The organism is Desulfovibrio intestinivivus, from assembly GCF_053570665.1.
The window spans coordinates 301172-315805 of the sequence record NZ_JBRBQT010000001.1; the positions used below are offsets into that span (position 1 = coordinate 301172).

At 61.6% G+C, this 14634-nt stretch carries 8 protein-coding genes; 3 read left to right on the forward strand and 5 right to left on the reverse strand.

What is annotated here, in order from left to right; all coding sequences use genetic code 11:
- The first annotated feature begins 17 nt into the window (after positions 1–17).
- Together ACUZ9P_RS01300 and pbpC are read left to right on the forward strand one after the other, a co-directional pair.
- A complete protein-coding gene (locus tag ACUZ9P_RS01300; protein WP_449248334.1) occupies positions 18–5744 on the forward strand; it encodes an alpha-2-macroglobulin in 5727 nt (1908 codons plus the stop codon).
- Complete coding sequence (pbpC, locus tag ACUZ9P_RS01305; RefSeq protein ID WP_449248335.1) at positions 5728–8115, forward strand: penicillin-binding protein 1C; 2388 nt, start codon at positions 5728–5730, stop codon at positions 8113–8115. The genes ACUZ9P_RS01300 and pbpC overlap by 17 nt, the downstream gene beginning before the upstream one ends.
- A gap of 210 nt (positions 8116–8325) precedes the next feature.
- Here the strand turns inward: pbpC and mutM are convergent, their stop codons facing one another.
- The 5 genes from mutM to ffh form a co-directional block, all read right to left on the reverse strand.
- On the reverse strand, positions 8326–9186 hold the full coding sequence (gene mutM, locus ACUZ9P_RS01310; protein ID WP_449248336.1) for a bifunctional DNA-formamidopyrimidine glycosylase/DNA-(apurinic or apyrimidinic site) lyase: 861 nt from the start codon (positions 9184–9186) through the stop codon (positions 8326–8328).
- 159 nt (positions 9187–9345) lie between these two features.
- Positions 9346–9948: a ribosome maturation factor RimM gene (gene rimM, locus ACUZ9P_RS01315; protein ID WP_449248337.1), complete on the reverse strand. Its 603-nt coding sequence runs from the start codon at positions 9946–9948 to the stop codon at positions 9346–9348.
- A 129-nt stretch (positions 9949–10077) separates the two neighbouring features.
- Positions 10078–10308, reverse strand: coding sequence for a KH domain-containing protein (locus ACUZ9P_RS01320; protein WP_022659553.1), 231 nt, complete (start codon positions 10306–10308; stop codon positions 10078–10080).
- A 220-nt stretch (positions 10309–10528) separates the two neighbouring features.
- Positions 10529–10768 carry a 30S ribosomal protein S16 gene (rpsP, locus tag ACUZ9P_RS01325; RefSeq protein WP_022659551.1) on the reverse strand — a complete coding sequence of 80 codons (240 nt, stop codon included), beginning with the start codon at positions 10766–10768 and terminating at the stop codon, positions 10529–10531.
- Between the two features lie 125 nt (positions 10769–10893).
- Positions 10894–12438: a signal recognition particle protein gene (gene ffh, locus ACUZ9P_RS01330; RefSeq protein WP_298992447.1), complete on the reverse strand. Its 1545-nt coding sequence runs from the start codon at positions 12436–12438 to the stop codon at positions 10894–10896.
- A 691-nt stretch (positions 12439–13129) separates the two neighbouring features.
- On the opposite strand from ffh, the gene guaB reads away from it, so the two are divergent.
- Complete coding sequence (guaB, locus tag ACUZ9P_RS01335; RefSeq protein WP_449248338.1) at positions 13130–14587, forward strand: IMP dehydrogenase; 1458 nt, start codon at positions 13130–13132, stop codon at positions 14585–14587.
- Positions 14588–14634 lie beyond the last annotated feature (47 nt).

Genomic DNA, 14634 nt, shown 5'->3' on the forward strand with positions numbered 1-14634 from the left:
CGCACTGCGGAGGAATCATGCCGACAACGCCACTGCGTTTCCTGCTCATAATTCTGGCTGTTTTTCTGCAAACCGCTCCCGCGCTGGCCGGGCCGGCCTATCGGGTGGCCGCGCCCAGCAATCCGCAGGAGGACAACTGGCTGCGCCGCGAAGGGTTTTCCATAACTTTTCAGGTGGATGAAGCCCGCTGCAAAAAAGAATACGGTGCGGACTGGTCGCGCCAGTGCGCCTCTTCCCCCGCAGGGGAGGAAGGCCGCGTTGTGGACGGCGTGCGCATGACTCCTCCCGTGGCTGGCGTGTGGCGCTGGGTTGACGACTCCACCATGGAGTTCACTCCCAAAGAACATCTGACGCCCGATACACGCTACACTATTTCTCTTGAAAAAATGTCCCTGCCGGGGCGGTTCTCTCTCAAGCGGCAAGCCGTGTACGCCACCCAGCCACAGGCCGTGCGCGTGGGCAAGGAAACGTTCTGGATTGATCCCTCGCCCAAGGGCGCGCATGCCGTTTCCGTCCCCTTGCGCTTTATCTGGCCCGTGGGCACGCAGGATATGGATGGCCGCATCACCATTGCCCCCAGCGATGCCAAAAGCGGCCTTGCCCTCGGCGCGCCCCGCCTTGTGTGGAACGAACGCCGCGACGAGGTGGTCGTCACCGCGCCCGTCACAGCCCTCCCGGAAAACAACGCCGCCGCCCGCATCAGCATCAAGGGTTTGCCCGCCTTTACCGAAGGTTCAGGCAAGTGCGTGGTTGTCGCCCCTAAAAAAGATGCCAAGGCTCCGCCGAGCGTGGAGGCCCTCTTCTCCATCACCGGACGCGCCCGCCTGATGGATGTGGCTAAAATTACTATTAATCCCGTCTATGACGACAAGCTGGACAAGAAATTTCAGCTCGAGGTCAAAACCACCCTGCGCGTTCTGCCCACAGAGCTGCTGCGCAAGCTTGAGCTTATCCAGTTGCCCCGCAAGCTCACCGCCGAGGCAGGGAAAGATGCTGACTGGACAAAAATGCCCGCCATCAGCCCTGAAGACGTTAAAAATGGCACTCGCCTCAAGCCGGAGCTGATGCAGGCAGCCGATGAACCGGCAGACCGCATCCTGCTGCGCATTCCCGCAGAGGCCGGGCGCGGCCTGCTGGCCGCAGTGGACAAGGGCCTGCCCTCCACCGCAGGGCCGGAAACCGCGCAGGTTCGCCGCTTTATCATGACTGTACCCTCCCTCGGCACCGAAGTGGGCTTTTTGCAGCCCGGCAACGTGCTGACCCTGAGCGGGCAGAAAAAACTGGATATTTACGCCACGGGCCTTACCTCCGTGGCCTGGCGCGCCGAGCGCGTCCGCGATCCTTTTCTGGCCCTTGCCGCAAAAGAATCGGGGTTTGAATACCCCACGGCAGATATGGACGTGATGAGCGATGTGGTGGAAGGCCGCATTGAAGTTCGCAAGGAACAGGCAGGCGTTTCATCCTTTCCCGTGCTTGATCTGGCTCCGTTGCTGCGCGGCGGCAAGGAGCCGGTGCACGGCCTCATGCGCATAGAGCTGACCGGGTACAACGGCGATAAATCCATTGCCTACGCTGCCCGCCTGCTGCTTGTCACAGATATGGGCCTGACCGTTAAAATGGCGGGGGACGGAGCGCGTACGGTCTTTGTGCAGCATCTGGGCACCGGCAAGCCCGTGCAAGGCGCGGAAGTGCGCCTGCTGGGCCTTAACGGTTTGCCGCTGCAAAGCGCCGTCACCAACGCGCAGGGCCGCGCCGACCTGCCGCCCGCCAATGGCCTTGAACGCGAAAAACGCCCCGTGGCCGTGGTGGCTCTGGCCCCCGCAGCCGGAAAGGCCGCTGATGCGGGCAAAGATACTGGCCCGCAGGATCTGGCATGGCTCTCGCTGGACGATGCCACCCGCATGGTGGATTACAGCAACTTTGCCATTTCTGGTCGCCACACCTCGGCGGATGGCCTGAGCGCCTCGGTTTTCAGCCAGCGCGGCATCTACCTGCCGGGCGAAACCCTGCATTTTGGCTGCATTGTGCGACGGTTTGACTGGCAGCCCATGCCCGCCGGTCTGCCGTTGGAGGCGGTGCTTGTCAGCCCCACCGGGGCGGAGGTCATGCGCCGCGCCTTTACCGTGGGCGATGACGGCCTGAACTCCTTTGACTGGGCCTGCCCCGAAGATGCAGCCGTGGGCTCGTACCAGCTGGATGTACGCCTGCCGGGCGACACCGCCAGATCCGGCGCTTCACCCGTGTTGGGCAGCACCCGTGTGCGTGTTGAAGAATTCCAGCCCGATACCCTGGCCCTTGCGGCCTCGTTTACGCCCGCAGCGCCCAAGGGCTGGATACGCACCGGGCAGGACGCCCCGGCTGTGGAGGCTCAGGCGCGGCTGGACAATCTGTATGGCGAACCTGCGGTCAATCACCGGGTTCAGGCCACCCTGCGCACGGAAAAAAGCCGCCTGCACTTTGCGGGATACGAAGACTATACATTCTATGAGCCTGCGGGCTTTGAGGGCGAAGGCCAGTCGCTGGAGCTGCCCGCCGCATTTACCGACAGCAAGGGCATAGCCGCCTTTGCCCTGCCTCTGGGCAGGTTGCAGGCCGGTACCCTGCGCGGGGCTGTGCAGATAGAAGGCTTTGAGCCAGCGGGCGGCAGGGCCGTTACCCGCCAGCTTGATGCGCTGTTCTCGCCTCTGGCGGTGGCCCTTGGCTACAAGCCTGAAGGCGAGGTCAACAACCTTGACTACATTCCGCAAAACGCCAAGGCATCCCTGCGCCTGCTGGTGCTGAACAACGACCTTGCGCCCGTAAACCTTGCCAAAGCCGAAGCCGTGTTTTCTGCCCGGCGCTACGTCAACAGTCTGGTGACGGATTCCAGAGGCGAATACCGCTATGACGCCACGCCCGTCGATACGGAACTGGCGCGCAAAACTCTTGATTTCGGAACGCAGGGCCTCTCCCTGCCCCTGCCCACCACTGATGCGGGTGATTTTCTGCTCACCGTGCGTCAGACAGACGGGGCCGTGCTGGCGGTCATTCCCTACACGGTGGCTGGCGACAGGCTTGCCCAGCCTTCGGCACTTTCCACCGAATCCCTTGCCAAGGGCGATCTGCGCCTCAAGCTCGACAAGCAGCAGTACGCCCCCGGCGACACCATCAAGATGCGCATTTCCACGCCCTACGCGGGCGCGGGCCTCATAACCATTGAACGCGAAAACGTGCTGGCTCAGGCATGGTTCACGGCCCAGGCTGGCGAAAGCGTGCAGGAGATCCGCATTCCCGATGACTTCCAGGGGCGGGGCTATGTAAACGTTTCCTACGCCCGTTCGCTGGATTCGGACGTGGTCTATATGAAACCGCACGTGGTCGCCGTGGCTCCCTTTATGGCGGGCATTGACCAGCGCGATCTGGGCCTTGCCCTCACCGCCCCGGCGCGCGCCTTGCCGGGCGATACTGTCACCGTGCGGCTTACCTCCCGGGTGCCGGGCCGCGCGCTGATCTTTGCCGTGGATGAAGGAGTGTTGCAACTCACGGGATTTACCACGCCAGACCCGTTGCGCGACCTTTTGGGCGACCGGGCGCTGGATGTGAGCACCGCCCAGATATTTGACCTGCTCATGCCCGACCATGCGCGCCTGCGTGGCCGTATTCCCGGTTTCGGCGGCGACATGTCCGGCCCCGGCGGGCGCTTCCTCAATCCTTTCAAACGCAGGGGCGAGCCGCCCTTTGCTCTGTGGCAGGAAATTGTGCCCGTGGACGCCAAGGGTACTGAGGTGCGCTTTACCGTGCCGCAGTACGCCAGCGGCAAAATCCGCATCATGGCCGTGGGCAGCGCCGCCCCCAAGCAGGGCATTGCCCTGGCGGGCAGAACAGAGGCTTCCATGGAAGTGCGCGGCACGCTTATTCTCAAACCCTTGCTGCCGCTGGCTGCCGCCCCCGGCGACGAGTTTGACGGCGCACTGGTTGTGGCCAACACAGTCGAAGGCAGCGGCCCCGGCGCTCGGGTACGCGTAAAGATGGAAAGCAGCTCCGGCGGTCTTGCCTTTGCTCAGGAACCCGCCCCCCAAACCGTGACCGTGGACGAAAACGGAGAGGCAACCATCAACTTCCGCATGCGGGCGCAGGATACCCTTGGCGAAGCCGCCGTGCGCTTTACGGCAAGCCTTGAAAATCCCAAGGCAGACAAAGCCGGAGCAGACAAGCCCGTTATCCGCACGCAGACTGTCTCCATACGCCCGCCCATGCCGCGTCTGCGTACAGAAAGCGTTACCCCGCTGCGCGGCCCCACAAGCGTTGACGTGCAGCGCAACCTGTATCCTTTTGAAGCTCAGGGGCAGGCCAACGTGGGCGCCATGCCCGTGCTTGCCCTGCGTTCCCTGCTCACAAGGTTGAACACCTACCCATACGGCTGCACGGAGCAGCTCATCAGCCGCGCCATGCCCTATGCGGCCCTGCTGGGTTCGCCCGAGGCACGGCACGAGGTGTTGCGCAGCCCCAACACCAGCCCAGAAACCATGCTCAAGCGCGGCAACAAGGTCATCAGCGCCGCATTGAGCGCGATTATGGGCAACTTTACCCAGTATGAAGGGGTAAGCCTGTGGCCCAGCGGTACGCCCAACGACTTTGTCACCGCCTACTCGGCGGACTTTCTGCTGACCCTGCGGGACAGCGGAACCGTCACGCCTGAAGGCCTTTCGCACAACCTGCTCGACACCCTTGAATCCATTGTGGGCCGCTCGCCCACAGACATGGCCGATGCCCGCGTCAAGCTCTATGGAGCCTGGATTCTGCAACGTGATGGCCGCATCATGACGCAGGATCTGGAGCGCATCGAGCAGTGGCTCAAGGACAACTTCAGAGGATGGGAAAACGACATAGCCGCCGCCTTCCTGGCGGACAGCTATGACATGCTGCGCTTACGGCGCAGGGCCGAACAGCGCATGCCTGCGGTACTCACCCGCTGCGATGACGAATTCATGAGCAACGGCGCTGTCCGGGCGCTGCACGCCCTCATGGTGGTGCGTCACTTCCCGGAAAAGAAAAAACAGCTCCGCATGGCCGACCTGCTGGACAGCGCCATCAGCACTTACGCCACCACTGTGGATATGGGCCTTGTGGCCAGAACCCTGCTGGCCATGGGTGACGCAACTGCTCTCAAAGCGGACAGCCTGAGCCTGACCTGCCAGCAGTACGCGCAGGGCTTTACCCCGGCGGAGGGCAAGGCATCGCCCCTTGGCGGAGCGCTTGTTCTTGATGCGCCGGGCTGCACCCGCTACCGCGTCGAAATGCCGCAGGGCGAACCTCTGCTCAGCCTGCTGGTAACCACAGAAGGTTTTGACCGCGCGGTCATGAGCGATGCCTCCAATGGCATCAGCCTGCAACGACGCTACCTTGACTCAAAAGGCGAGGCCATTACCACGGCCAAACTTGGCGATGTCATCACAGTTGAACTGGCGGTTCAGGCCAGCGGAGAAATCAACAACGTTGTGTTGCTGGATCTGCTGCCCGGCGGCTTTGAACCCGTGCTGGAAAAGAACGGCCAGAGTCAGCCGCAGGACGGGCTGGTGCGCTACGAACGGCGCGAGGACAGGGGCATCTTCTTTGTGGATCTGAACGGCGACCGACAGACCTTTACCTACAAGGTGCGGGCGGCCTCCAGAGGGCGCTTTGTACTGCCCGCAGCCACGGCGGAAGCCATGTACAACCCGGCTGTAAACGCCCGCACGGGCGGCGGTAATGTCACTGTCGAATAAACTTCTGGCCCGGTTCCGTATGGCTTTGCCGCTTGTGCGGAACCGGGCTGCCCATATGCCTGACGCCTTCTGTGCCCTGCTGCGGCGCAGAAGGCGTTTGGCAGTTGCGGCGGGCCTGCTGGCTCTGCCGCTGGCGGCCCTGCTGCTTTGGCTGGCCTTTGCCCCCTGCCCTCATCCACTGGCGGGAGTGGAGTTCTCGCGCATGGTGCTGGACAAACGCGGCGGCATCATGCGGGTCAGCCTTTCCGCCGATCAGAAATACCGCATCCGCACACGGCTGGCGGATATTCCCCCTGCTGCCGTGGACACCGTTCTTCGCTACGAGGACAGGTTCTTCTGGCACCACCCCGGCATCAATCCCCTTTCGCTCTTCCGCGCCGCCGCAGGCATAGTAACGGGGGGCCGCCGCATGGGCGGCTCCACCATCACCATGCAGGTGGCCCGCCTGGCATACGGGTTGGAAACCGGAAAAATGGGGGCAAAGCTGCGGCAGATGCTGCTGGCTCTGCAACTGGAATGGCATTACAGCAAGGAAGAAATCCTCGAGGCCTACTTCAACCTTGCACCCTACGGCGGCAACGTGGAAGGTTTGGGTGCGGCAGCGGTGTGCTACTTTCACAAAACAGCCGCTCAGCTTGCCCCTGCGGAAAGCGCCGCCCTCATGCTGGTGCCGCAAAACCCATCCCGCCGCAGGCCGGCCCGCGACAACAAGGCATTCAGCCAGGCCGTGCACAGGCTCAACGAAACGTGGTTCGGCAAAAAGGAATCCGCTCCTCTGCGCGTTTACAGCCCGCAGGACATGCCCTTTATCGCGCCGCATCTCAGCACCGAACTGTTGCAGCGCCCCGGCGCAGACATACTGCGCACAACGCTGGACACCACGGCCCAACGCCGCATAGAGCGCCAACTTGCCCGTTTTGCAGCGCGGCACAGCGCCTACGGGCTCACCAACTGCGCGGCCCTCCTGCTGCACTGGCCCAGTATGGAAGTCCGCGCGCTGGCTGGATCCGCCGACTTTTTCAACAAATCCATCGAAGGGCAGGTGGACGGCACTCGCGCGCGGCGCTCCCCCGGCTCCACCCTCAAGCCCATGATCTACGCTCTTGCACTGGAGCAGGGCCTTATCCATCCGCAAAGCCTGCTGGCAGACACGCCGCACAGCTTTGCAGGCTATGATCCGGAAAATTATGACGGCGCGTTCCGTGGCCCCCTTTCTGCGGCAGAAGCCCTGCGCGCCAGCCGCAACGTGCCAGCCATAACCCTCGCAGCCAAACTGACCCGCCCAAGCCTCTATGAATTTTTGCATCGCGCCGGGGTGGAGTTTGCCGATGGCGCAGACCACTACGGCCTGTCGCTGGTGCTTGGCGGAGCGGAAGTGAGCATGCGCGAACTGGCGGGCCTGTATGCCATGCTCGCCAACAAGGGCGTATGGCGGCCCCTGCGTTTTCTTACGGACGAAGCGCCGTCAGCACCCGCCCTGCCCCTGCTGACGCCGGAGGCGGCCTTTGTGACCCTCTCCATGCTGGAAGCGCCGGATCCGGACAAGATGGCCCGCTCGCAGGGCGGCGCTGTGCTGCCCGTGCGGCTCAAAACCGGCACGTCCAACGGCTTTCGCGATGCCTGGGCCGTGGGACAGTTCGGCCCCTATGTGCTGGCCGTGTGGGTGGGCAATTTCAACAATACCGCCAATCCGCTGCTGGTGGGCGGCATGGTGGCCGCGCCGCTGTTTATGGATATGGCCCGCGAGCTGACGGCAGCGGAACCCATGACAGATCCCTTCCGCGATCCGGCCCCCAGCCTCAATGTGGAAAAACTGCGCGTCTGCGTGGCAACTGGCGACCTTGATACGAGCCTCTGCCCGGAAACCACGCTCACATGGTTCATCCCCGGTGTGTCGCCCGTGGCGCCCTCGGGCGTTTTCCGCACCATCCTGATAGACAAGGCCAGCGGTCTGCGGGCCTGCGCCCCGCAGGATGGCCGCACAGAGCCGCGCGTGTGGGAATTCTGGCCCAGCGATCTGGCCCGCATGTTCGCCCGCGCGGGCATGCCCAAGCCGCCGCCACCGCCTTTTGAGGAGCAGTGCCGCCGCGAGCAAAAAATCTCCGGTCAGCCGCCCACCATCATTCAGCCCAAGAGCGGGCTTATCTACCGCCGCACAACAGACGCGCAAAACGGCAGCATGGTTTTTATGGCCCATGCCGAGGCTGGTGTGAACGAACTTTTCTGGTTTGCCAACGATAGTTATGTGGGCAGCACCGCACCGGGCGAGCCGCTGCTCTGGCAGGCCGCGACAGGTGATGTGAGCGTGAGGGTGGTGGACGATGCGGGCCGGGCGGCACGGCGCAATATTCGCGTGAGGCCTGCACCCTAGGGATGCTGCTCAATAATTCTTTTGTCCGATCCCTGCGTCAGCCAGCTTTTTTACTCCAGTCATGGACAGAAAGAGTCCACTTCTGTCGTAAAAAACACTGTTTTCCTTGTCCTCGGCACAAAATCATTTATTGAGAAACAGCTCCTAGAAGGGGTAGTAGTTTGACGGTCGGCAGTGTTGCAGGGGAAAGAAGCAACCGCGCGCAAACCGCTACTTCTGGCAATGAGGGCAGTACACGGTGGCGCGGCCAGCCACCTTGATTTTTTCAAGTGCGCGGCCACAGGCCTTGCAGGCCTGACCGTTGCGGCCATAGACGGTAAAGCTGTTCTGGAAAGCCCCCACATTGCCGTTGGCATCGCGGTAATCGCGTATGGAGCTGCCGCACTGCGATATGGAAAGCTCCAGCACATCCTTGAGACTGTGCAGCAAACGACTGCGCTGCGCCGCCGAGAGCGAGGCCGCCTTGCGGCGCGGGTCGATGCCTGCGGCAAACAGGCTTTCGTCCGCATAGATATTGCCCACTCCCGCAATGACCTTCTGATCCAGCAACGCTGCCTTGATGGCCGAATTTTTGCCGTCGAGCCGGGCGGAAAAGGCGGTGTCCGTCAATTCCAGCGGTTCAGGGCCAAGCTCCCGCCAGAAGCTCCACTGCTGCATGGTTTGCGGCGTTCCTGCCAGCAGCAGGCCAAAGGCCCGCACATCATCAAAAAAAAGGCGGCGTTCCCGCCCCTGCGCATCCGTGAGGTCAAACACGCAGCGCGTATGCGGGCCGGGCGCGGTATGGGCGGCATAGGTCATGAGGCGGCCCGTCATGCGCAGGTGCAGGGCAAGGCGCAGGCCGGTTGCGTCGCGCAGGTCAGCCCTGACGGCTTTTGCGGCGTCCAGCTCAAGCAGCAGCAGCTTGCCACGTCTGCCCACGCCAGTAATGACGCAACCCTGCAGATCCTCGGGCTTCAGGCTCAGGGGGTGCAGGCTTGAATCGCGCAACAGGGTTGCACCCGTGATGACGCAGCCTTCCACATGAGGACGCAAGGTGCGTGCCACTGTTTCAACTTCTGGCAATTCCGGCATGGTCATTCCTGTGTGTGGCTGGCGGTGCGTACAATGACTTCGGGGGAAGAACCTTCCGCCGAAAGTTCCTCCCCCGTTTCAGTGCGGCTCATGCCGCGCAATCAAATCTTGCCCGCCAGAACAGCAGAAAACCTTGCGCCGCACAGCCTGCGCCGTGTCTTAACTGTTTTCTGCCTTGTCCTCTGGCTTGCTTTCGGCCTTGCTTTCGGCCTTGCTCTTGGCCTTGCTCTCGGCCTTGCTCTCGGCAAGATAAATATCCAGCAGACCTTCGGGAGGGTCAATGACCACAGCGGGAATTTCCAAATCAAAACCCGCAATAAATTCAGGCCGCGCGGGGAAGAGCACTTCCTTGTCATCGTCGGTCATGATGACCCACATTTCAAGGCCCGCGGGGTACTCAAAATGGTCGAGCCTGCCTATGCGGGCACCGCCAGGCAGCACCACGTCGCAGCCGAGCAGATCTTCCAGATAGACTTCGTCGTCATCAGGCTCCGGCAGATCTTCGCGCCGCACAAACAGCTTGCAGCCGCGCAGGGCTTCTGCCGCCGTGCGGTCGGCCACGCCCTCAAGCAGGAGCAAAGGCCGCTCCTTGTGGCTGCGCACAGCCGCAATCTTGACACGGCGCGGCGCGTCCTTGCCCTTCTGCAGCCAGAGGGGGGTGTCCAAAAGCAAGGGGGAGTCCGCATGCCAGTCGATGCAGATCTCCCCTTTGATGCCGTGGGGCCGCGCCAGCGTGCCCATATGAATCCAGGTTTCCGTCATACTTCCAGTTCTGCCGGGTTTCCGGCGGGCTGAGGCGTAGCTGCAATGCCAGGCATTGCAGCAGGCGGAACCGGGTTTTTCCCATTCCCCGTTTCCGTCAGGAAACAAAGGACTGGAAAGAACGCGGCGCTACTCCAGAATTTCCAGCACTGTGCGTTTTTTGCACTTGATGGAAGCGGCGCCCAGAATGGTGCGCATGGCCCTGGCCGTGCGCCCCTGCTTGCCGATAACCTTGCCCAGGTCCTCTTTGGCGACCTTGAGCTCAAGAACCGTGGTCTGCTCGCCTTCTACTTCGCTGACTTGCACTTCTTCGGGATGATCCACCAGGGATTTGGCAATGTATTCTATCAGGGCCTTCATGTGTACCTCCAGTGGGGGTCAGCCAGTGGGCCTCGGGCGCGCCAAGCGCGCCCCCGGCTCAAACGGGGCCTGCTTGCAGACCACCGCCGGTTCTGATGAACCGGGACAGATATTGCCTGAGCTTTCCCAAAAAACAGCCAGCAGCAAAGTTCTCCTTCAGGGCATGCCTGAAAGAGATTTGCCGTAGGCTCTGCGCTGCCGCAAAGATAAGCCTAATAAACTAGCCCAGGTGCTCTTTGATAAGAGCGCGAACAGTGTTGGTGGGCTCAGCGCCACGACCCAGCCATTCCTTGATCTTGCCAGCGTCAAGCTTCACTTCAGCCGGATTGACCATGGGATTGTAGTAGCCCAGAAATTCCAGCGGACGGCCATCACGACGGGTTTCGTCATTCGCGGCCACCACACGGTAGAAGGGGTGCTTTTTGCTGCCGAGGCGGGTCAATTTCAACTTTACTGCCATGAGTCCAACTCCCTTTTGATTGATGTTATGTTAGCGTTGCGCCCGGGAAAGGGCAAGGGCGGGAAGCCCTGGCGCAAAGAGATTCATCGCCGCGCGTGGCGGCGCTCCTTGCCCCGTAAATATTGTTACTTTTTCTTGCGCTTGGGGCGCTCTTTTTTCTTGCGCTTTTTGGGCGCAGCCTTGGTTGCGCCAGCGCGAGCGCCGGGCATACCTTCCATGCCGGGCATTCCAGGCATTCCACCCATCCCCGGCATGCCGGGCATTCCGCCCATGCCGCCAAGATTGGGCATACCGCCAAGCCCCTTGGGCAGGTTCATACCGGGGGGCATACCACGCATGCGCGGCATTGCGGGCATTTTGGCGCCCTTGCCGCCCATCATTCCCTTCATCATCTGGCGCATCTGCTCAAACTGGCGCACAAGCTGGTTAACCTGGGCAACAGTAACACCTGCGCCCTTTGCTATGCGCGCCCTGCGGCTGCCGTTGAGGATGTCGGGATTGCGGCGTTCAGCCATGGTCATGGAACTGATGATAGCCTCTGTGCGCGCCATTTCCTTTTCAGGCATGGCCCCGCTGGCCTCGGCCAGCTTGTCGCGCAGGCCGCCCATGCCGGGGATCATTTTAAGGATGCTGTCGAGCGAGCCGAGCTTTTTGATACGGCGCATCTGAGTGCGGAAATCTTCAAGATCAAAGCTGGCCTTCTTCATCTTGAGGGCCAGTTCTTCAGCTTCTTCTGCGTTGATGGCGCTCTGCGCCTTTTCAACCAGGGTGAGCACGTCGCCCATGCCGAGGATGCGGCCAGCGATACGGTCGGGGTGGAAGACTTCCATCTCCGACAGTTTTTCGCCCATGCCCACAAACTTGACGGGCGCGCCCGTAACCGAGCGGATGGAGAGTGCAGCGCCACCGCGCGCATCGCCGTCCATCTTGGTGAGCACCACACCGGTAATGCCGAGGCGCTCGTTAAAGCTTTCGGCCACGGTCACGGCGTCCTGACCGGTCATGGCATCGGCAACAAACAGGATTTCCTGCGGCTGCACGGCCTGCTTGATGGCGGCCAGCTCCTGCATGAGCGGTTCGTCCACATGCAAACGGCCCGCAGTGTCGATCAGCAGCACGGTGGCCTGCTCTTCGCGGGCTTTTTCAAGCGCGGCCTTGGCAATGTCCACGGGGTTCATGTCCACCGTGGAGGGATAGCAAGGCATGTCGAGCTGCTTGGACAGCACTGTCAGCTGTTCAATAGCCGCCGGACGGTAGACGTCGGCTGGCACCAGATAGGGACGCAGCTTCTGTTTGCGCAGGATATTGGCGATCTTGCCCGCAGAGGTGGTTTTACCAGAGCCCTGCAAGCCCACAAGCATGATGACCGCAGGTTCGCGCCCTTGCAGATTCAGCCCGGCGGTTTCGCCGCCAAGCAGCTGCACAAGTTCATCGTTAACAATCTTAATGACTTGCTGGGCAGGGCTCACGCCCTTGAGCACATCTTGCCCCAGGCACTTTTCGCGCACGCTTTCCACAAAGTCTTTAACGACCTTGAAGTTGACGTCCGCCTCAAGCAGGGCAAGGCGCACCTCGCGCAGGCCAGCCTGCACATTTTCTTCGGTGAGCTGCCCGCGCCCGCTGAATGTGCGGAATACGCCTGAAAGTCTGTCGGAAAGGCTCTCGAACATGAAGTCCCCATTGCGCCGCAGCCTCTGCGGCGAAAAAATCGGCGCTCTCGCGCCCTCCCTACGGCAGCCGCTGTTCACACAGTGCAGCCGCGCATTGGTCGAAGTGCTGATTCATAGGCTGTTTGATGCACCACGTCAAGCCTTAGACGCAGAATGCCCGCGCGAAGCCCGGCTTTTCAGAAGGCCGCCTGCTGAGCCGCACCGTACAACACACTGCGGGCCTCTTGCAAATTTTCGCTAAAAGCTGTACGCCGCCAGCACCCCATTGAACTACAGCAGCGCGCCACGCCCTGCCGCAATTCAATGCTACCAGCCGCGCCACGCTGTGGCATACTGCGGCATACCCAAGCGGATTGACACAAAAACCAGTAGCCTAAGGGCGCAGACAGCCCTTACATGCCCCTGATTTCTGGTCGCGCTGACTTTACCTTCACCCGCGGCGCAAACACTATTGCCTGCTGACGCACCCCGCCTTGCGGGCCTTGCTCAGTCAGCACATGCACCGCCCGGACGTAAAGCACGCCTTCATGCTTTAGCGCTGAAACCGCCACCGGCAGGAATATCCCGCGTACCCGCTACCCCTTGAAACACAAGGGCTGGCGAGCGCTGCCATCATTGACATATGGGGCACAAGGGGATAGTCTTTTGGATTATAATTTGCATAATTATCACAGCCAATTACGAGGACGTCATGTTCACCAATCGCGGTAAGGCGCTGACCTTCGACGACATTTTGCTAGTCCCCGGCTTTTCGGACATCACCCCCGACGCCGTTGACATCTCCACCTGGCTCACCCCCGAAATTCCCCTGCGCATCCCCCTGCTCTCCGCCGCCATGGACACCGTGACTGAAGCGGCCATGGCCATTTCCATGGCCCGCATGGGCGGCATCGGCATCATCCATAAGAACATGCCTGTTGCGCGGCAGCGTCTTGAGGTGGAAAAGGTCAAGAAGAGCGAAAGCGGCATGATCCTTGACCCTGTGACTATTTCGCCCAACAACACCGTGCAGGAAGCCCTGGACCTCATGTCCGACTTCCGCGTGTCGGGCTTGCCCGTGGTTGAGAATGGCCGTCTGGTGGGCATTCTTACCAACCGCGACGTGCGCTTTGTGCAGGACGGCGCGGCAGTGCGCGTTTCTGAAGTGATGACCAGCACCAACCTCGTGACGGTGCCCATGGGCACCTCGCTTGAAGAATCCAAGCGCCACCTGCACGAACACCGCATCGAAAAGCTCCTGGTAGTGGATGAAGAAGGCCTCTTGCGCGGCCTCATCACCATGAAGGACATCGACAAAGTCCAGAAGTACCCCAACGCCTGCAAAGACTCCAATGGTCGTTTGCGCGTGGGCGCCGCCATCGGCATCGGGCGCGACTGCGAATCCCGTTCCGAACAGCTGATCGAGGCTGGCGCGGACGTGCTGGTGCTCGATTCTGCCCACGGGCATTCGGTCAACGTGCTCAACGCCATCCGCATGGTCAAGGGCGCGTTCCCCAACTGCCAGCTCGTGGCAGGCAACGTTGCCACCTACGAGGGCGCCAAGGCCATTCTTGAGGCAGGCGCTGATTCCGTCAAAATCGGCATCGGACCCGGCTCCATCTGCACCACCCGCATTGTTGCTGGCGTGGGCGTGCCGCAGGTTACCGCCGTTATGGACGGCAGCCGTGCCGCGCGCGAGATGGACCGCTGCTGCATTGCCGACGGCGGCATCAAGTTCTCCGGCGATATCGTCAAGGCCCTTGTGGTGGGCGCGCACTCGGTGATGATCGGCTCCCTCTTTGCCGGCACCGAGGAAAGCCCCGGCGAAACCATTCTGTATCAGGGCCGCACCTACAAGATTTATCGCGGCATGGGTTCCATTGACGCCATGAAGGATGGCAGCTCTGACCGCTACTTCCAGGAGAAGAGCAAGAAGCTCGTGCCTGAAGGCATTGTTGGCCGCGTGCCTTACCGCGGCCCGGTCATGGAAGCTGTGTACCAGCTCATGGGCGGCCTGCGCTCCGGCATGGGCTATGTGGGCGCGCACAATCTGAACGATCTTTTTGAAAACACCACCTTCTGTGAAATTTCACCTGCGGGCCTGCGCGAAAGCCATGTCCACGATGTTGTTATCACGAAGGAAGCGCCGAACTACCGCATCGAGAACTAGGCAAAACCGCTGCCAGCGGTCTTTTGCCCTCTGCGGTATCAGATTTC